Genomic DNA, 19711 nt, shown 5'->3' with positions numbered 1-19711 from the left:
TACCCCCGGGTCCGGCTTCCGTATCGTCTCAGGCATGCCGTATTGTCGAGGGCTTCTTCGCTTCTTCCTGCTTGTCGCACTCCTGGACACGGCAGCGTTGCACACACCTGCGTGAGAGATTGAGAATTGCGGCGCTCCTGCGGCGTGCCTCCTCGGCGGTGGCGGTTGCCAGCCGCGACAGAAAGCGTGCAATCGTTTTGTGCTTCATCTCGGTCGGGATTGCCATCGCGGCCGCAACCACGTTGGAAATGAGGATCATGCCGATCGCGACGGTGCTTCCGCGATAGCCCAGAAGAAGCACTGCGTACATCAGCGTATGATGGATCAGATACAGCGTGAAGGAATAACCGGCGCAAAACCGGATTGCGGTGGCGACGCGAGGTGATCCGATGATGCGTGTGGCCTGCGAGGCCTGGACCAAAAAGAGGATGAAGATGGCGAGCGCCAAATAGGAGGTGAGCTTATATTCGCCGCCGGCGTGCGTCGACAGCAGATAATAGGCAAGGGCAACGACAGCCATCCCTGCCGCGGCCAGAGGATGTATCCTGATGCGCCGGCTGATGAAATAGACGTAGGCGCCCAGAAGCCATGCAATGAACAGTCCCTGGCCGACGCCGTCGGTCTGGAACGGATAGAAGATGTGGTGGGACGGCACTTGGCCGAACAGGATCGCGACCGGAACCAGCAGCGGAATCGTGGACGTCTTCATGCCCATGAAGAAGATGGCGGCGACAAAGAGGTAGATGTGCCACTCGATCGCCAGGGTCCAAAGCGGGCTCGCGGATCCAAACTGCCGCCACTGCGTAATGGAAAATTCGCTCAGGCTGCCGCGGTACCCTTCGAACATGGCAAGGTTCACCAGAAGCGTTCGCAGATCATAGGCAGCGGAGATCGAAGGATCGTTGACAAAGTGGAGGACGATGCCGTCGACGATGATCACCAGCGCCAGGGCCGGAATCAGGCCGGAATAGATGCGAGCCGTCCGCTCGATCAGGAATGTTCCAAAGCCATATGACGGGTTCTTCGAGCGCTCGACGAGGGTGTAGGTGATCAGGAATCCAGACAGAATGAAAAACAGCGCGACGCCGGCATTTTGGGGAAGAGGCCAGCGTTCATTGAATCCGCCTGCAAAAAAAATGACGGCGTGGCCGACGCAAACCATCTGGGCCGCGCCGGTGCGCAGCAGGTCAAGCATCAGGGACGTGTCGTTCTTTCTGGGGTCCAGACTGAGCATGGCCTGAACGTAGTTTCACTCGGGCATGACAGCCATTGAGAGTATCTTATACGTCAGCACACCTTACGCGAGCTCCCCTCGGGCGGCCTTTAGTGCAAGCAGCACGCCTTTCGGCAACCAAAGGCGCGAGCGCCTCCCGGCCAGGACTGATCGCGGTTGGCCGTCATGTGCGCGCGTAGAAAACAATCGACGCGCTCACGATGATGGCCCAGATGATGAAGCCGATGATGACGCCGAGCGCGGGAGACAGGGTCGTTCGTCCCTGAGGCGAGCGCGCGATCCGCAGTTCGTCCGTCCAGCCGACCTGGTGAGATTTTTGGGGAGTTCGACCGAAACTCTGCCGAGCGTAGCCGCGAATACCAGCGCGAGCCCCGTGAAATAGCAAACGGTTGGCAGGATTTCCGAGACCAGCCGGAACGCAAATTCGAGGATTCCGACGATCAGGCCACCAACAATGCTGGCCATCGCGATGGTCTTTTGTGTCTGAAAACTTCTGTGGCTGGCTTTATATGGCGCTATAGTTACGCCCATGGAATGGACCGACGAGGGCATCGTGCTTGGCGTGCGGCGGCATGGCGAATCCTCCGCCATCGTCGAGCTGTTGACCCGCGAACACGGTCGCCACCTTGGCCTCGTGCGCGGCGGCGCCGGATCGCGGATGCGGCCGCTGCTGCAGCCCGGCAACAGCGTCACCGCGGTGTGGCGGGCGCGGCTCGACGAGCATCTCGGCACCTATGCCATCGAAGGCACGCGGCTGCGCGCGGCGACGCTGCTGGCATCCTCGCATGCGGTCTATGGCGTCACCCATCTGGCCTCGCTGGCGCGGCTGTTGCCGGAGCGCGACCCGCATGAGGACATCTACGAGATGCTCGACCGCACGCTGGACGATTTTGACGATGCCGGCGGCGCGGCGGCCCATCTGATCCGGTTCGAACTCGCGATGCTGGCCGAGCTCGGCTTCGGCCTCGACCTGGAAAACTGTGCGGCCACCGGCGAGACGACGGACCTGATCTACGTCTCGCCGAAATCCGGCGGCGCGGTGTCGCGCGCGGCCGGCGAGCCCTATCGGGACCGGCTATTGCGGCTGCCGGCCTTCCTGCGCGAAGGCGAGGGCGGCCCCAACAGCTGGTCGGATCAGGACCTGCAGGACGGGTTTCGGCTGACCGGCCTGTTCCTGCTCCGCCACGTGCTGGAGCCGCGCGGGCAGGGCCATTCCGATGCGAGGGACGGGTTCATCAACGCGGTGACCCGGCATCGGGCCCGAATCAGCTCGTCAGCTTGACGCGCCACCATCGGCGTCGTCCCTGCGAAAGCAGGGACCCATACGCCCGCGGCCCGTCAATTGGCCCTGCGGCCCCAGCCATTTTTCGCCACAAACGCCTGTGGTTATTGGTGCCTGCGTGCGTAAGGACGACAATCGCCCCCATTCGCATCTTGCTCGATTCAGCCGAAAAGTTTAACGCCTCCCCATGGGAAAACGACAGCTGCCGCCGGAAGAGCCGGCCGAAATCCACGAGGTGATGCTGCGCGATGCGCTGGAAGAGCGCTATCTCGCCTACGCGCTCTCGACCATCATGCACCGCGCCTTGCCGGACGCCCGCGACGGGCTGAAGCCGGTGCACCGGCGCATCCTCTACGGCATGCGCCTGCTACGGCTCGATCCGGGCACGCCGTTCAAGAAGTCCGCAAAGATCGTCGGCGACGTGATGGGCTCGTTCCATCCGCACGGCGACCAGGCGATCTACGACGCCATGGTGCGTCTCGCCCAGGATTTCTCCTCGCGCTACCCGCTGGTCGACGGCCAGGGCAACTTTGGCAATATCGACGGCGATAACCCGGCCGCCTACCGCTACACCGAAGCGCGCATGACCGAGGTCGCGCGGCTCTTGCTCGAGGGCATCGACGAGGACGGCGTCGAGTTCCGCGCCAATTACGATGGCCAGAGCAAGGAGCCGGTGGTTCTGCCCGGCGGCTTCCCGAACCTGCTTGCCAACGGCGCGCAGGGCATCGCAGTCGGCATGGCGACCTCGATCCCGCCGCACAACGCCGCCGAGCTCTGCGACGCCGCGCTGCATCTGATCGACAAGCCCGAGGCGAAATCCAAGGCGCTGCTGAAATGGGTCAAGGGCCCGGACTTCCCAACCGGCGGTATCATCGTCGACTCAAAGGAAAGTATCGCCGAAGCCTACATGACCGGGCGCGGCTCGTTCCGCACCCGCGCCAAGTGGACCCAGGAAGAGGGCGCCCGCGGCACATGGGTCGTGGTCATTACTGAAATTCCGTGGCTGGTGCAGAAATCCCGGCTGGTCGAAAAGATAGCCGAACTGCTCAATGAGAAGAAGCTGCCGCTGGTCGGCGACGTCAGGGACGAATCCGCCGAGGACGTTCGCCTGATCATCGAGCCGAAATCCCGCGCGGTCGATCCCGCGCTGATGATGGAATCGCTGTTCCGGCTCACCGAGCTCGAGAGCAAGATTTCGCTGAACCTCAACGTGCTGATCAAGGGCAAGATCCCCAAGGTGGTGGGGCTTGCGGAGTGCTTGCGCGAATGGCTCGACCATCTGCGCGACGTGCTGGTGCGCCGCTCCAACTACCGCAAGACCCAGATCGAGAACCGGCTCGAAATCCTCGGCGGTTACCTGATCGCCTATCTGAACATCGACAAGGTGATCAAGATCATCCGTACCGAGGATGAGCCGAAGCCGGCGCTGATCAAGGCGTTCAAGCTCACCGAAGTCCAGGCCGACGCCATCCTCAACATGCGCCTGCGCAGCTTGCGCAAGCTCGAGGAATTCGAGATCCGCACCGAGGACAAGAACCTTCGCAACGAATTGAAGGGCATCAAGTCGCTGCTCGGCTCCGAAGCCGAGCAATGGTCCAAGGTCGGCGAGCAGGTCCGGAAAGTACGCGACATCTTCGGGCCGAAGACGCCGCTCGGCAAGCGCCGCACCCAGTTCGCCGACGCGCCCGAGCACGACCTCGCCGCGATCGAGGAAGCCTTTGTCGAGCGCGAGCCGGTGACGGTCGTGATCTCCGAGAAGGGCTGGGTCCGGACGCTGAAGGGCCATGTCGAGGATATCTCGGGCCTTGCCTTCAAGACCGACGACAAGCTCGACCACGCCTTCTTCGCCGAGACCACGTCGAAGCTGCTGCTGTTCGCCACCAACGGCAAGTTTTACTCGCTCGACGTCGCAAAGCTGCCGGGCGGCCGCGGCCATGGCGAGCCGATCCGCATGTTCATCGACCTCGAGCAGGACGCGGCCATCGTGTCGCTGTTCGTCAACAAGGGCGAGCGCAAGTTCCTGATCGCGAGCAGCGAGGGCCAGGGTTTTGTGGTCAAGGAAGAGGACTGCGTCAGCAATACCCGCAAGGGCAAGCAGGTGCTCAACGTCACCATGCCGAACGAGGCCTGCGCGATTGCGACCGTGCAGGGCGACACCGTCGCCGCGATCGGCACCAACCACAAGATGGTGCTGTTCCCGCTCGACCAGGTCCCGGAGATGGCGCGTGGCCGCGGCGTGCGGCTGCAGAAATATTCCAGCGCCAAATTGTCCGACGTCGCCGTGTTCGAGTTCAAGGCCGGCCTGACCTGGAAGGACTCCGCCGGCCGCGAGCAGAGCATGAGCGCCAAGGAATTGGCCGACTGGCGCGGCACCCGCGCCGACGCCGGCCGCCTCGCACACGGCCTGCCGAAGTCGAACAAGTTTTTGCGCGGCGTGGAGTAGGGTCGGGGACCGGATTACGGTTTCGTAATCCGGTCTCGATTTCTCCTGATCCCCTTTGACTGCGTGCTTGTTCTCGCCGATGCTTGCCTCAGGGGTCAGGGAGGCGGCATTGCGCAAAGCAGGATCGCGACGGCTCATCACAGTGATCGGCCTAGCGCTTGCCTTGGTAGCGACGCCCGCCACGCTCCACGCCCAATCCATCCCCGGCGCGCTACCTGAGTCAGCCAAAGCACTGTCGCAGGGCGAATGGCCCGCTTATGGCGGCACCTACGCCGCCTCGCGCTATTCGCCGCTGACGCAGATCGACCGCGACAACGCCAAGAATCTCCGCGTCGCCTGGCGGTGGAAGTCCCCTGACATGGCGGTCAAGGACGCCAATCCGAAAATCGGCCCGACCCGCGCCCATGAATCGACGCCGCTAATGATCGGCCGCGTGCTCTACACATCGACGACGCTGTCACAGGTCGCGGCCATCGATGCCGCGACCGGCGAAACCAAATGGGTGTTTGATCCCAAGGTTTATGAAAACGGGCTCGGCATTCCCGCCAATGACGGCTGGCTGCACCGCGGCGTCGCCTATTGGCGCAACGGCGATGACGAGCGCATCATCATGCTGACGGCATTCGCGCAGATGATCGCGCTGGATGCGAAGACCGGGAAGCCGGTGCTGGGCTTCGGCAACGACGGCCGGATCGACCTTGCGCAAGGGCTGCGCCGCCCGGTCGATCGCGACTACTACACCATGAGTTCGCCGCCGGTGATCGTGCGCGGCGTCATTGTGGTCGGTTCGTCTGTGATGGACTGGTGGCAGAAAAGCCCGTCGCCGCCGGGTGACGTGCGCGGCTTCGACGTGGTGACCGGCCGGTTGCTCTGGACCTTTCACACGGTGCCGCAGGGAGAGGAGCCCGGCGTCGAGACCTGGCAACGGGATTCGTGGCGGGAGGCCGGCAACGCCAACGTCTGGGCGCCGATGAGCGCGGACGAGGATCTCGGTTATATCTATCTACCGGTGAGCACGCCGACCAACGACTACTATGGCGGCCACCGTCCTGGTGACGGGCTTTATGGCGACAGCCTCGTCTGTCTCGAAGCGGCCACCGGCAAAAAGGTCTGGCACTACCAGCTCGTGCATCACGGATTGTGGGACTACGACACTCCGGCGGCGCCAACCCTGATCGACATCACCGTCGGCGGTAAGCCGGTCAAGGCGGTGGCGCAGGTGACCAAGCAGGCGTTCGTCTACGTATTCGATCGCGTCACCGGCCAGCCGGTGTGGCCGATCGAGGAACAGCCGGTGCCGGCTTCGAGCGTGCCCGGCGAAAGCGCATCGAAGACCCAGCCATTTCCGTCAAGGCCGGCCGCGATCGACATTCAGGGCGTGCGGGACGACGACCTGATCGCTTTCACGCCGGAGCTTCACCAGGAGGCAAAGGATATCGTCGCGAAATACGATCATGGTCCACTGTTCACCCCGCCGTCCGAACGGGGCACCATCCAGGTGCCGGGTGTTGCCGGCGGCGGCAACTGGGCCGGTGCCGCGATCGATCCGGAAACCGGCATGCTCTATGTCGGCACCTATCGCCTGCCGTTCGTCGTCACTGTTCGCAGACCGTGGCCAGGTGAATCGCCCTACGACTTCATCGGCGAGTTCCGCTACCTGTCCGGTCCGCGCGGTATGCCGCTCCTCAAGCCGCCATTCGGCAGCATGCTCGCCATCGACATGAACAGCGGAGATCACCGCTGGCGGATCCCGATCGGGCGCGGCGAGCTCATTCCTCTGATCCGTCAGCTCGGTATTCGCGAGCGGCTGGGATTTCCCACGCGAAGCTGGGCGCTGATTACAAAGACGGTCATGATCGTTGTGCAGTCCGGCTATTTCAGCGCGCCGCGCTTGCCGCCGGGCGGCACGCGCCGGATCGCCGATCTCAACAATTTCGATCCGCATCTCGGGGTCTACGACAAGACCTCAGGCGAAATGCTGGCAGAGATTGCCGTGCCGGCGAACGCGGTCGGAGCGCCGATGACCTACATGGCCAGAGGCAAGCAGTTCATCGTGTTTCCGGTCGGTGGCGGTCCGCTCGTGGAAGAACTGATCGCGGTTTCGTTGTAATAGTATTCGAAATCCGTCGCGCTATATAAGTCGCCGTTGAAGTTCATCGAGGCGAAATGGCGCACGATCACGCTCATCACGATCGTTCCCACGTCCATGATCACTCTCATGGTCACGCCGGCCACAGCCATGCGCCGGACAATTTCGGCTGGGCGTTCGCCATTGGTGCCACGCTCAATACGGTATTCGTCATTGCCGAGCTGATCTTCGGCTATGCCGCCAACTCGCTGGCGCTGATTTCCGACGCCGTTCACAATCTCTCCGACGTAGTCGCGCTTTTGCTGGCATGGGGTGCGGCATGGCTTGCGCAGAAGCAGCCGACGCAGCGGCATACTTATGGCTATCGCCGTGCCTCGATCCTGGCGGCGCTGTTCAATGCCGGCCTGCTGCTGGTTGCGGTCGGCGGTATTGTCGTCGAGGCGGTCAACCGGCTCTATAGCCCCGCGCCGGTTGCGGGGATGACCGTCATCCTGGTCGCCGCGCTCGGCGTGGTCATCAACGGCGGCACCGCGCTGCTGTTCATGCGCGGCCGCCATGGCGATCTCAATATTCGCGGCGCCTATCTGCACATGGTCGGCGACGCCGGCGTCTCGCTTGGCGTAGTGGTTGCCGCCGGAATCATCATGCTGACGGGATGGCTGTGGCTCGATCCCGCGATCAGCCTCGTCATTGCGGCCGTGGTGTTCTGGAGCGGCTGGGGCCTGGCGCGCGACAGCGTCAATCTCGCGCTCGACGGCGTGCCGCGCGGCATCGAGTTGGCGCAGGTGCGGGACTATCTCGCCGGCCTCGAAGGCGTTTCCGATGTGCATGACCTCCACGTCTGGGCCATGAGCACCAACGAGACGGCGCTGACCGCGCATCTGGTGCGGCCAGGCGGCAGCGACGACGCCTTCCTGCACCGCGTGTGCGAAGAGCTTTCGCATCGGTTCAACATTCATCACCCGACGCTGCAGATCGAAGCCGCCGCCGAGGCGTGCCGGCTGGCGCCGGCGGAGCGGGTGTGACGCCGTAGGGTGGGCAAAGCGCAGCGTGCCCACCATTCGTGATGAAACACGCCGATATATGGTGGGCACGTCGCTACGCGCCTTTGCCCACCCTACGAATCTTCGCTCTGTTCAAACCAACCCCGCCAACCTCAACGCCACGCCCGCCGCGCACGAACCAGCCAGCACCCACAACATCCCGATGTTGAGGCGAAAGATCGCCGTCGCCGCGGCAGCCGCCAGCACGAACGCTGCCAGATCGAGGCTTCCCCACACCGGCATGTCGAACGACAGGCCGAACGAGCGAACCGGCGTGGTCTGCCGGAACAGCGTGTGCAACCCGAACCAGATCGACAGGTTGAGGATCACGCCGACGACCGCCGCGGTGATGGCCGACAGCGCGCCCGCCAGCCCCTTGTTGCCGCGCAGGGTCTCGATGTAGGGCGCGCCGAGGAAGATCCAGAGGAAGCAGGGGATGAAAGTGACCCATGTCGCCAATAGTCCGCCAAGCGTTGCCGCGACCATCGGCGACAACGCGCCGGGATCGCGATAGGCGGCCATGAAGCCGACGAACTGCAGCACCATGATCAACGGCCCCGGTGTGGTCTCGGCCATGCCGAGGCCATCCAGCATCTCGCGCGGCTCCAGCCAGTGATAATGCTCGACCGCCTGCTGAGCGACATAAGCCAGCACCGCATAGGCGCCGCCGAACGTCACCATCGCCATCTTGGAAAAGAACAGCGCGATCTGGCTGAACACATTGGCCTGGCCGAGCCCGATCAGCAACGCCGCGACCGGAATGACCCATAGCAACAGCCATATCGAACTTACCCTCAGCGCCCGCGCCACGCTCGGGCGGACATGCTCCGGCAATTCGTCACCGAGCAGGCTGTCGACCGCCGCCACTTTCTTTCCGCCGCCACCGTGTTCGATGGCGGCAAACTCCGGCCGGCCGCTGCGCGCGCCGAAATAGCCGATCACGCCGGCTGCGATGATGATGATCGGAAAGGGGACGTTGAAAAAGAAGATCGCGACAAAGGCGATCGCCGCAAGCGCGATCATCACCCGGTTGCGCAGCGCGCGCTTGCCGACACGGACGACCGCGTGGACCACGATCGCAAGCACGGCAGCCTTCAGCCCGAAGAACACCGCCTCGACGAAGCCGACATTGCCATAGGCCGCATAGATATAGCTCAGCCCCATGATGGCAATGACGCCGGGCAGGATGAACAGCCCGCCCGCCATGATGCCGCCGGCGGTCCGGTGCAGCAGCCAGCCGATATAGGTGGCCAACTGCTGCGCCTCCGGTCCCGGCAACAGCATGCAGTAGTTCAGCGCATGCAGAAACCGGCCCTCGGAGATCCAGTTCTTCTCTTCCACCAGGATGCGGTGCATCACCGCGATCTGCCCGGCCGGGCCGCCGAAACTGAGCAGGGCGACCCGCAGCCAGACGCGGAAGGCTTCACTGATGCTGATGCCGTGCCCGGTTTCCCTCACGGCGTCGGCATCGGTCACTTTGTGGATCGTCGCTTCCATTACGGCTTCGCCTTGTTGGTCGGCCAGTTGTGGGTCTCGCCGGTCGCATCGCGGCACCAGCGATAGAACGCGTCGTACAGCGTCATGCCGGCCTCGAGCTGTTCGAGATCGTCGTCAAACATCCGCGACAGGCCGAGGGACGCTGCGAGCAGTCCGGGCGCTTCCGGGGCGAGATCGAGCCTGCCGGTGTCGGCGCCGCGGACCATCGCTGCCAGTCGCAGCAACGGCGGTGTCGCGAGGCCAAATTCCTCGACCATGACGTCGAAGGTGCATAGTTCGCCGCGGTGGCTCCAGAACACATTTTCCACGTCGAACGGCGCGGCATTGAAGCGCTCGCCGACTGCCAGCACTTCAGCCGGCGTCACGAACAGGAACACCGCGTTTGGATCGACGAAGCGGCGGATCAGCCACGGGCAGGCGATGCGGTCGATCTTCGGCCGGGCGCGGGTCACCCAGACGGTACGACCCTTCGCGTCGCGTGCCGGGAGTTTTGCTACCGGCACCAGCGGCAGTTTGGCCGCCTTCCAGCCTTCAAAGCCGCCTTCCAGCGCTTCGGCCGAAACATCGAGATGCCGCAGCCAGGCCGCGGTACCCTGCGCCAGTTTCTGGCCGCGCAGGCAGACGACGATGGCCGGGCGGCCGGAAAACGCTTCGCCCCAATCGGCGGCTTGCTCGTGATTACGCCTGACCGCGCCCGGAATGAGGCGTGGGTCGGCGGCGAAATCCTCGTCGGTGCGCACGTCAATCAATGCCGGCGCGTTTGCTGTGCCGATCAGTTTGGAAAGCTTGTCTGGAGATATCGTGGTGTAGGCTGACATGGCTGCGCCCTCGTCAAAGAAAACGGGACGCGATACTTGGGCATGTCGCCTCGTGGGGAGATCGCAACATCCCCATGTGGCGAATTAAACCCTGGAGACTTCCGCTGTCAACTGAATCACGCGATGTCGTAAGATGGGTGGAGCGAAGCGATACCCATCCTCCTGCGCCACCGCGATTTTTGATGGGTATCGCTGCGCTCCACCCATCCTGCAAGAGGGCGCTTGCGCCCCACCGGTTTCGGTCCTAGCTTCGGGCCACCGGGGACAAAGCAGGCTCCCCGTCAGACGGTCCGCCGTCCAAGCTCTGCGCACTCTCGCTTTTGTGGGGGATGGCGCATGGACGCAAGCGTGACCGGTATCGCGACTGAACCCAACCCCTCCACTGCCAACGCGCTGATCAGGCTGCTCTACGTCGCGCGTGGCCTGCGCGGCTTCGGTGACGGTTTTGCCATCATCATTCTGCCGGCCTACATGAGCGCGCTCGGCTACGACGCAGTCGCTGTCGGCATCGTCGCGACTGCATCGCTATTGGGAACGGCGCTGCTGACGCTGATCACGGGCTGGATCGCGCCGCGCCACGATCTGCGGCCGCTGTTGATCGCGGGCGCCAGCCTGATGGCGCCGACCGGTATCGCCTTTCCGGCCGTCGAGCATTTTGTGCTGATCGCGCTCGTCGCCTTCATCGGCACCATCAACGCTTCCGGTGGCGATCTCGGCGTGCTGGTGCCGCTGGAGCATGCGGTGCTGGCGCATAGCGCGACCGACGAGCGCCGCACGCAGGTGTTCGCGCGCTACAGCCTGATTGGCGCGCTCTGCACCGCGGCGGGTTCGCTCGCGGCCTCGCTGCCCGATTTCCTCGTCGCTGGGGGCGCCACCCAACTCGCCGCATTCCGCCTGATGTTCTATGCCTACGCCGCGCTCGGCATCGCCTGCGCGGCGCTCTATCGCTATGTGCCGCACCAGCGCGGCGAGGAGAAGGCACAGCAAGCACCGCTCGGGCCGTCGCGCGGCACCGTCTACAAGCTCGCGGCGCTGTTCAGCATCGATGCCTTCGCCGGCGGCTTCGTCGCGCAGTCCCTGCTGGTGCTGTGGCTGTTCGAACGTTTCGATCTGTCATTGTCCGCGGCCGGATTGTTTTTCTTCTGGTCAGGCACGCTGAGCGCCTTTTCCTATCCGGTCGCGGCCTGGATCGCGAAACGTATCGGCCTCGTCAACACCATGGTGTTTACGCATATTCCCTCCAGCGTCTTCCTGATCCTGGCGGCGTTTGCACCGAACCTCTACGTGGCGCTCGGGTTGTTGCTGCTGCGCTCGGCGCTGTCGCAGATGGACGTTCCGACCCGCACCTCCTACGTCATGGCGGTGGTGACGCCGGCCGAGCGGCCCGCGGCCGCCAGCGTCACCGCCGTGCCGCGCAGCCTCGCATCGGCGATCAGCCCGGCAATCGCGGGCGCGCTGCTGATGACGTCGTTTACGGGGTTGCCTTTGGTAGTCTGCGGCACGCTCAAGATCGCCTACGACCTGGCGCTGCTGTTCTCGTTCCGACACATCAGGCCGCCGGAAGAGCAGGGGCGTTAACTATCGTTCGCCTTTCAAGGCGTAGGGGCCCGCCAGCCGGCGCTCGTCACGACCATGCGACCATTGCGCCAACTTGACTTCTGGAGAGTCGGTGGTGTTGGCCTCCTCGGCGTGGAAGGCGATCTTCTGGCTGGCCTGTACCTGGTACTTGGCGGCCTGCGCGAGCCAGTACCATTTCTTGTCAGGTTCGCTCAGCGCGCGCTGCCGGCACTCGGCTTCCAGTTCACGTAGGCGGATCGCTTCTTGCATTGTCAATTCCACAGCCTTGAAGCTTCGACATACCGGAGCTCCGAAACTACTGGAAGACTGGATTCCAGTTAGCTCATCCTCATGACAAAAACTTGTTAGCGGCGTGCTATGCGGGTTCGATGCAATTGATTGAAATTTAGGAATGGATTGACGCGTAATTAGCTGATGTGACGCAGCTCCGAACTGGCAGATACCCGGCCTGCGAGCGATACACGCGTAAGGTGTAGGTGGTCGCCCGTTCTGCTGACACTTGCCGCCATTTGCGTTGACTTCTTGTGAGGCGCATCCTGCGATCAAGAACGCACAACGCGATGGAGGCGGCAGTGGGCGAAGGGGTCGGGGTTGCCATCGCATTGGTCTCTAGTTGCCTCGGTGGCAGTGCGGCCGCGATCACGCGTTATCTCGCCGGCAATGCCGATCCGATCACGCTCGCCATTCTGCGCTGGGGCATCGGCTTTCTCTGCGTGCTGCCCGCAGCGTTGCTGCTTAGGGTGAGATGGCCGAAGCGCGCAGACTGGCCTGCCGTCGCTGCGCTTGGCTTTTGCTTCTTCGGCGTGTTCTTCGTTTTCTACAACATCGCGATGACGTTTACGACCGCGGCGCGCGCTTCGCTGGCGCTGGCGACGCTGCCGCTGCAGACCATGATGGTGGGGGCGCTGCTCGGCATCGAGCCGCTGACGAAGCGGAAAACGATCGGCGTCTGCGTCGCGGTGCTCGGTGTTGTCGCAGCGCTCGCCTCCGGGCTTGCGGCGGCTCCGGCGGGGGCGTGGCGCGGCGAACTGATCATGACGGGCGCGGTGCTGTGCATGGCGTTCTACAATGTGTGGTCTCGCCCGTTCATCCGCCGCTCCAGCGCGCTGGGCTTCCTCACCGTCGGCATGGGGACGGGCGCCGCGGCGCTGATCCTGGTCGGCTTGTTCACCGGCAGTGTCGCGGCCTTGAACGCGTTCGGCACGCCGCAATGGATCGCGGGCATCTATCTTGGCGTCGCCGGCGGCGCGCTGGCGTTCATCCTGTGGGTATTGGCGCTGGAGCGGGCCTCGCCGACGCGCGTTGCCAACACCATGACCGTCAATCCGATCGCAGCCGGCCTGCTCGCCACCCAGCTCGTCGGCGAGCCGATCACGCCCAACCTGATTGTTGGGCTGGTCGCCGTGTTTGCGGGCATATGGATTGCGACGTCCGAGGTCAAAACGCCGTAGGCTGGCGAACATCACGCCATTCCGTTTACGGGTGCGGCCGCGGTGGTCCCTTCCGCAGCAGGAACAGCGCCAGCAGCGCCGCGATGCTGAGTGCGGAGGAGACGATCAGAACCCGCGCGCCCATCGCCTCGATCAAAAGCCCGAACAACAGCGGCGCTGCCGCCTGTGCCATCCGCGCCGGCGCACCGATGATGCCGAGGCGATAACCGTAGTTCTCGGGGCCGAAGATTGCGAGCGGCAGCGTGCCGCGCGCAATCGTCAGGATGCCGTTGCCCGCGCCGTAAAAGACCGCGAACACGCTGGCCGCGCCGCCGCCTGCCAGCCAGAGGATCGCGGCGCCGATCGGATTGGTGATGCAGGCGAGCTTGGTCGAGACCAGCGGATGGTAGCGGCTGAGAAAGCCCGCCTCGAAGATCCGCGCGGCGACCTGCGCGGGGCCGATCAACGCACCGGCAAATACTGCCTGCGCAGTGGTCGCGCCGGCCGCTTCCATGATGCGCGGCAGGTGCGCCGCCATCGCGCCGGTGACGGTCCATGCCGCGGCAAAGACGAAGGCGAGCACGATCATGGTGCGGTCGATCGGGATATGCGGCTTGACGGCTGCCGCCACCGCGGCTTTCGCGCCCTTCACCGCCGGCAGCATCAGCAAATTGATCGGCAGGCCGATCAGGATATGGGCCGCCGCCCAGGCAAAGCAGGTGTTGCGCCAGCCGATGGTTTCCAGGCCCCACGCCGATAGCGGCCATCCGACCGTCGAGGCAAAGCCGGCCAGCAGTGTGATGCCGGTGATCGAGCGGCGGGCCGAATCCCCATAGATCCGCCCAAGCGCAGCAAAGGCGGCGTCGTACAGGCCCGCGGTCATGCCGATGCCGAGCAGGAGCCAGGCGACGATCATGAGCGGGACCGATGTGCTCATGCCGAGCAGCGCGAGACCTGCCGCCAGCATCAGATTCGACATCGACAGCACAGGTCTGCCGCCAACGAGGTCAATCTGACGTCCGATCCGTGGGGCGAGCAGGGCGGAGAGCACCAACGATGCCGAGAACGCGCCAAACACCCAGCTTGAGGAAACGCCGAGATCGCGCGCGATGGGATCGGCGAGGATCGCGGGCAGGTAGTAGCTCGACGCCCAGGCCAGCGTCTGCGTCGTGCCGAGGGCCAAAATGATGGGAAGCTGGTTCACGGTTGTCGCGTCTCTCGTCTCGACCAGAGCAGCGCCAGCGGGCCGAGCAGGACGCCGGCGGCCAGCACCGAGAAGGCTGCCATCCAGGCCGACGCGCTCTGCGGACCGCCGGTGGCATCCAATGCGACGCCCAGCGCCCACGCGCCAAGCGCGGAGAGGCTGAAGCCGATCGTGGAATGCATCGCCATGGTCGCTCCGCGATGGCTCGGGTCCGCCGCCATCGACATGCCCGACGTCAACGCGCCGGAATCGGCAGGTACCGTGACGGCATAAACGAGGATCAAAGGCAGCAGCAACCAGGGCGACTTGTCGGCGAAGAAGCCGATCAGAAGTGCCACGGCGGCGGAGGCAAGCATGACGGCTGTGATGGCGCGGTGACGGCCGAACCGGAGCGCGAATTCGTTGCCGAGTATGCTTGCGGGCATGGCAAGCAGGGAGAACACCACGCTGACGACGACCGGCGTCAGGATCGAAGCGTCGGAATTCCGGGCAACGACAAAGGTCCAGAACGCCACGATCCAGGTTCTTATGCCGTAGAGTTCAAAGCAATGCGCGCCGTAGCCGAGCACAAAACCCATGGCTTTCCGGTTCTGGAACACCGGGCCAAAATCCAGGAGCCGCCCCGACGCCGGCTTCGGCTCGACCGGCGGCAACAGGAAGCAGACCGTAAGCATCACCAGCGGTCCGGCGGCGGTGACGAAGAACGCGGTCCGCCAACCCCAGGCGTCCGCCACAAGCTGTGAAACCAGGAACGACAGGCCGACGCCGAACGAGAAACTCGACGTGTAGAGCGTGATCGCACGCGATGAGTCGCCGGGTGCGAGACGGTCCGTCAGCGCCTTGAGCCCGGGCATATAGGCGCCGGCAAAGCCGATGCCGGCGATGGCGTTGAAGAGGGCGCCCGACCACAGGCCGGTGGCAAAGGCACCGAACAGCAGCGTGCCGAGCGCGCTGACCGCCGAGCCCGCGATCAGGATCTTGCGCGCATCGATGCGATCGGTGAGCGTCGCCAGCACGGGGACTGTGAGCATGTAGCCCGCCGCGCCGGAGCCCGCCAGCAGGCCGGCCTGGGCGCCGCTTAAGTGCCATTCCGGAATCAGGAATGCGGCCAGAATCGAGGGTACGACGACGTGCGGAAGCAGGCTGCCGAGCTGCCCCACGCACATCGCGACAATGACGGATCGGCCTTCCAGCGAGATTCCGCTCACTCCCTGTTGATCAGGACGCGCAACCACATCCCGTCTTGCCTTGTTGCTTTGCTTTTTCATCCGCGGCGCAACAGGCGTCAACATCCGATACTGCAGGGCCGCCGCAGCAATTGCTGGCATCTGGCGCGAACGAGCGGCTGCAGACTCCGGTCTCGGGCAGGACCAGTTCGACCCGTTCCGCGGCCGCCCGGTCTCCAGCGATGTCGGCCGCGATCGAGCGCACCTGCTCGTAGCCCGTGAGCATCAGGAAGGTCGGCGCGCGGCCGTAAGACTTCATGCCGGCGAAGTAGAATCCCGGCTCGTCCTGCGCCAGTTCGCGGGCGCCGTGAGGGCGCACAGTGCCGCAACTGTGGATGTTGGGATCGATCAGCGGCGCCAGCGCGACCGGGCATTCGATCGCCGGATCGAGCCGGATGCGCAGCTCGCGCGCAAAATCGAGGTCCGGCCGGAAGCCGGTTGCGACGATCAATTCATCGGCCATGACGCGACGGGCGCTGCAGCCCGATAGAGCGCCGATGACGAGGCGGGGGCCATCTGCGATGAGATGCGAAACGCGAAATTCGCTTTGCAGCTCAATCCGGCCAGCGCTCACCAAGCCGGCAAAAGCCGCGCCCAACTCGCCACGGGCCACCAGCTTGTCATTCGCGCCACCGCCGAAAGCCTTGGCGGGATCGCTGCCGCGCAGCAGCCAGATCGGCCGGGTGCCCGGCGCCTGCTCAGCGAGTTTCGCCAGATCGGTCAGCGTGCCGATCGCGGAATGGCCAGCGCCCAGCACCGCAACGGTCTTGCCGGCATAGCGTGCGCGGTCTTTGCCGAGCACATCGGGCATGCCGTAAGCGATCCTGTCGGTGACCTCTTTCTCGCCAATGGCGGGGAGACCGTTGGCGCCTGCCGGGTTCGGCGCATGCCAGGTGCCTGATACGTCGATCACCGCGTCGGCCTTGACGAGTTTCGGGCCTTGCCCGTTCTGATAGCGGATTTCGAACGGCGCCTTGTCGCGGCCGTTGGTCTTCATCTTGTCGAAGCCGACACGGCTGATGCCGGTGACGCGGCTCGACGTGTGAATGCGGGATTTCAGCGCGGTATTGCCGGCCAGCGGTTCGAGATAATGTTCCACCATCTCCGCGCCGGTCGGATACTGGTCCGGCTCGGGAGAATTCCAGCCCGTGGTCGCGAGCAGGCGCGCCGCCGCCTTGTCGACATTGTATTCCCAGGGCGAGAATAGTTGGACGTGGCCCCATTGCCGCATGGCGTGGCCGACGCTGTCGCCGGCCTCCAGCACGATCGGCTCCAGCCCGCGCTCCAGCACATGGGCCGCCGCGGCGAGGCCGACCGGCCCGGCCCCGATGATGGCGACGGTCTTGGCTTCGCTCATGCTTTCCTCCCATAAAACTGGAAATATCGAAATAGCGGTCGAGAAAAACGCGGCATTCAAGCCGCGGTCCTGGTGTCCTTGGTTTCGGCGCTTTCGGTGCAGCATTCGGCAACGAGAAAACCGACCAGCTCCCGCATCACTTCATAGTTGGCGTGGCAGATCAGCGTCGTGGCATCGCGCACCTGGGTTACCAGCCCCACCACCACCAGTGCCTTGATGTGGTGGGAGAGGGTGGATGGCGCGATCTTCAGCTTCTCCTGCAGCCGGCCGACGGCAAGCCCGGCGCCGCCGGCGCGGATCAGCGCGCGGTAGATTTTCAGCCGGGTCGGGTTACCCAATGCTTCCAGATGGGCGGCGGCATCATCGATTTTCATGAGGGCAATCTTCTCACATGAAGCCAGGTTCGTCTACGGTATTTCTAGAATTATCGAACTAAGGGGATCGCCAAGGATTGACAGGGAGCAATATATCGATAAGTCTGGATATATGGAATCGGAAAAAGCCATTCTCGCGCTGGCGGCGCTTGCTCAATCGACCCGTCTCGACGTGTTTCGGCTATTGACGAAGCACGAACCGGACGGGCTCGCAGCCGGCGACATCGCCAAGGCACTTGCCGTGCCCCAAAACACCATGTCGTCGCATCTGGCCATCCTGTCCCGTGCGGGACTGGTGACGGCGCGTCGTTTCAGCCGTTCGATTGTCTATCGTGCTGATCTCAAGGCCTTTCAGGCCGTAGTTCTGTTCATGCTGCGGGATTGTTGCGACGGCCGCCCGGAAATCTGCGGACCGCTAATCGAAGACCTCACGCCTTGTTGTCCGCCGAAGACAAGGAGGAAAGCCCATGTCTGAACGCCTCTACAACGTTCTCTTCCTGTGTACCGGAAACACCGCACGTTCGATTCTGGCGGAAGCGATCCTGCGCAAGGATGGCCACCGCAACTTCCGCGCCTTTTCCGCCGGCAGTCAGCCCAAGGGTACGGTCAATCCATTTGCGATCAAAGTTTTGAACCGTCTCGACTACCCCACGGACGGATTGCGCTCGAAGAGCTGGGAAGAGTTCGCGCGCAGCGATGCACCCGTGATGGATTTCGTTTTCACGGTTTGCGACAACGCGGCCGGCGAATCCTGCCCGATATGGCCGGGCCAGCCGATGACGGCGCATTGGGGGATCGAAGACCCGGCCGCCGTCGAAGGTACCGACATCGAAAAGGAAGCGGCGTTTGTCGAGGCCTTCCGCTATCTCAAGAATCGAATTACCGCCTTCGCCAGCCTGCCGCTGGAAAGCATCGATCGCCTGTCGCTCGGGACCAAGCTGCGCGACATTGGCCGCACCGACGGCTCGACCTCAGGCCAGGAGAAGGCCAGTTAATGTCCGACTTTGATTTGCCGCGCCGCCTCGCGGCCGAAGCGCTCGGCACCGCGCTGCTCGTTGCGACCGTGGTCGGCTCCGGCATCATGGCGGAGACCTTGACCAAGGACGTCGCGCTGGCGCTGCTCGGCAACACGCTGCCGACCGGTGCGATCCTGGTTGTACTCATCACCATTCTCGGACCGCTGTCGGGCGCGCATTTCAATCCGGCGGTGTCGCTGGTCTTTGCATTGAAGCGTGAACTCGCGCCGCGCGAGGCGCTGGCCTATGTCGCCGCTCAGGTCGCGGGCGGGATTGCGGGGACGATCATTGCGCATGCAATGTTCGCCTTGCCTTTGATCGATGCCTCGCTGAAAATGCGAACCGGTGGCGCGCAGTGGTTTGCGGAAGGTATCGCCGCCTTCGGCCTGATCGCCACCATCCTGGGCGGCATCCGGTTCAACCGCGTCGCCGTGCCGTGGCTGGTGGGCCTCTACATCACCGCAGCCTACTGGTTCACCGCCTCGACGTCCTTTGCCAATCCCGCCGTTGCAATCGCGCGGTCGATGACGAATACGTTTTCCGGCATTCGCCCCGCCGATCTGCCCGGCTTTATCGCGGCGGAGCTTTGCGGCGCGGTGGTTGCCTTGATCTTCATGACCTGGCTGCTGCGTGGGGCAGGCGAGGCGGCAGCGACGAAAGAGGCCTAACCATGACCGTCACGATCTATCACAATCCCGCCTGCGGCACCTCCCGCAACACGCTGGCGATGATCCGGCAAAGCGGCGAAGAGCCCGAGGTGATCGAGTATCTGAAGACACCGCCGAGCCGCGCGCGGCTGGTCGATTTGATCGGGGCGCTCGGCATTTCGCCGCGCGAGCTGCTGCGCGAAAAGGGCACGCCCTATGCCGAGCTTGGCCTGTCCGATCCGAAGTGGAGCGACGACGAACTGATCGACTTCATGCTCGCGCATCCGATCCTGATCAACCGGCCGCTCGTGGTGACGCCGAAAGGCGTCCGGCTGTGTCGGCCATCGGAGCTGGTGCTCGATCTGCTCGACAACCCCGTACAGTCCTTCGTCAAGGAAGACGGCGAGGCGGTGACGCGCGCGAAACGTTGAAGGGCGCGAGGCTTTCACTCGTCACGATTGCGCGGCATAATG

At 64.0% G+C, this 19711-nt stretch carries 18 protein-coding genes; 10 read left to right on the top strand and 8 right to left on the bottom strand.

Annotated features, from left to right (window positions below):
- Positions 1-28: 28 nt before the first annotated feature.
- Positions 29-1195, bottom strand: a complete 1167-nt coding sequence (locus tag AC0QUY_RS01575; protein WP_161855030.1) for an acyltransferase family protein — start codon at positions 1193-1195, stop codon at positions 29-31.
- Positions 1196-1763: 568 nt separating this feature from the next.
- Between AC0QUY_RS01575 and recO the strand changes: the two genes are divergently transcribed.
- From recO to AC0QUY_RS01555, 4 genes are all read left to right on the top strand, one after another.
- A complete protein-coding gene (gene recO, locus AC0QUY_RS01570) occupies positions 1764-2516 on the top strand; it encodes a DNA repair protein RecO (protein WP_161855029.1) in 753 nt (250 codons plus the stop codon).
- Between the two features lie 187 nt (positions 2517-2703).
- On the top strand, positions 2704-4959 hold the full coding sequence (gene parC / locus AC0QUY_RS01565) for a DNA topoisomerase IV subunit A (protein WP_475385466.1): 2256 nt from the start codon (positions 2704-2706) through the stop codon (positions 4957-4959).
- A 109-nt stretch (positions 4960-5068) separates the two neighbouring features.
- On the top strand, positions 5069-7069 hold the full coding sequence (locus AC0QUY_RS01560; RefSeq protein WP_475385465.1) for an outer membrane protein assembly factor BamB family protein: 2001 nt from the start codon (positions 5069-5071) through the stop codon (positions 7067-7069).
- A gap of 56 nt (positions 7070-7125) precedes the next feature.
- Positions 7126-8073 carry a cation diffusion facilitator family transporter gene (locus AC0QUY_RS01555; protein WP_161855027.1) on the top strand — a complete coding sequence of 316 codons (948 nt, stop codon included), beginning with the start codon at positions 7126-7128 and terminating at the stop codon, positions 8071-8073.
- Positions 8074-8184: 111 nt separating this feature from the next.
- Here AC0QUY_RS01555 and chrA read toward each other — a convergent pair whose 3' ends face one another.
- Entirely contained in the window at positions 8185-9588 is a 1404-nt protein-coding gene (gene chrA / locus AC0QUY_RS01550; protein WP_475385464.1) for a chromate efflux transporter, read from the bottom strand.
- Positions 9588-10406, bottom strand: coding sequence for a chromate resistance protein ChrB domain-containing protein (locus AC0QUY_RS01545; RefSeq protein WP_475385463.1), 819 nt, complete (start codon positions 10404-10406; stop codon positions 9588-9590). Before AC0QUY_RS01545 ends, chrA begins: the two co-directional genes overlap by 1 nt.
- A 336-nt stretch (positions 10407-10742) precedes the next feature.
- On the opposite strand from AC0QUY_RS01545, the gene AC0QUY_RS01540 reads away from it, so the two are divergent.
- Positions 10743-11984, top strand: a complete 1242-nt coding sequence (locus AC0QUY_RS01540; RefSeq protein WP_475385462.1) for an MFS transporter — start codon at positions 10743-10745, stop codon at positions 11982-11984.
- Here the strand turns inward: AC0QUY_RS01540 and AC0QUY_RS01535 are convergent, their stop codons facing one another.
- A complete protein-coding gene (locus tag AC0QUY_RS01535) occupies positions 11985-12233 on the bottom strand; it encodes a hypothetical protein (protein ID WP_475385461.1) in 249 nt (82 codons plus the stop codon).
- A 323-nt stretch (positions 12234-12556) separates the two neighbouring features.
- Here AC0QUY_RS01535 and AC0QUY_RS01530 point away from each other — a divergent pair, with 323 nt between their 5' ends.
- Positions 12557-13435, top strand: coding sequence for a DMT family transporter (locus AC0QUY_RS01530; protein ID WP_475385460.1), 879 nt, complete (start codon positions 12557-12559; stop codon positions 13433-13435).
- Positions 13436-13460: 25 nt separating this feature from the next.
- On the opposite strand, the gene AC0QUY_RS01525 is transcribed toward AC0QUY_RS01530, so the two are convergent.
- From AC0QUY_RS01525 to AC0QUY_RS01510, 4 genes are read right to left on the bottom strand one after another with little or no spacing between them, the layout of a single operon-like run.
- On the bottom strand, positions 13461-14618 hold the full coding sequence (locus tag AC0QUY_RS01525; RefSeq protein ID WP_475385459.1) for an MFS transporter: 1158 nt from the start codon (positions 14616-14618) through the stop codon (positions 13461-13463).
- Positions 14615-15784 carry an MFS transporter gene (locus tag AC0QUY_RS01520; RefSeq protein ID WP_475385516.1) on the bottom strand — a complete coding sequence of 390 codons (1170 nt, stop codon included), beginning with the start codon at positions 15782-15784 and terminating at the stop codon, positions 14615-14617. The genes AC0QUY_RS01525 and AC0QUY_RS01520 overlap by 4 nt, the downstream gene beginning before the upstream one ends.
- A gap of 52 nt (positions 15785-15836) precedes the next feature.
- Entirely contained in the window at positions 15837-17201 is a 1365-nt protein-coding gene (locus tag AC0QUY_RS01515) for an NAD(P)-binding domain-containing protein (protein ID WP_475385458.1), read from the bottom strand.
- 56 nt (positions 17202-17257) lie between these two features.
- Entirely contained in the window at positions 17258-17575 is a 318-nt protein-coding gene (locus AC0QUY_RS01510) for an ArsR/SmtB family transcription factor (protein WP_161855020.1), read from the bottom strand.
- 112 nt (positions 17576-17687) lie between these two features.
- Between AC0QUY_RS01510 and AC0QUY_RS01505 the strand changes: the two genes are divergently transcribed.
- Genes AC0QUY_RS01505 through arsC form a run of 4 tightly spaced genes read left to right on the top strand, consistent with a single transcriptional unit; the run spans position 17688 to position 19669 of the window.
- Complete coding sequence (locus AC0QUY_RS01505) at positions 17688-18050, top strand: ArsR/SmtB family transcription factor (protein ID WP_161855019.1); 363 nt, start codon at positions 17688-17690, stop codon at positions 18048-18050.
- A complete protein-coding gene (locus AC0QUY_RS01500; protein WP_475385457.1) occupies positions 18043-18570 on the top strand; it encodes an arsenate reductase ArsC in 528 nt (175 codons plus the stop codon). The genes AC0QUY_RS01505 and AC0QUY_RS01500 overlap by 8 nt, the downstream gene beginning before the upstream one ends.
- A complete protein-coding gene (locus tag AC0QUY_RS01495; RefSeq protein ID WP_475385456.1) occupies positions 18570-19259 on the top strand; it encodes an aquaporin in 690 nt (229 codons plus the stop codon). Before AC0QUY_RS01500 ends, AC0QUY_RS01495 begins: the two co-directional genes overlap by 1 nt.
- A 2-nt stretch (positions 19260-19261) precedes the next feature.
- A complete protein-coding gene (arsC, locus tag AC0QUY_RS01490) occupies positions 19262-19669 on the top strand; it encodes an arsenate reductase (glutaredoxin) (protein ID WP_475385455.1) in 408 nt (135 codons plus the stop codon).
- Positions 19670-19711 lie beyond the last annotated feature (42 nt).

It is taken from the genome of Bradyrhizobium sp. WYCCWR15520 (assembly GCF_056174665.1).
The sequence above is the reverse complement of the archived record's forward strand: the minus strand, read 5'-3'. Positions and strand labels throughout refer to the sequence as shown.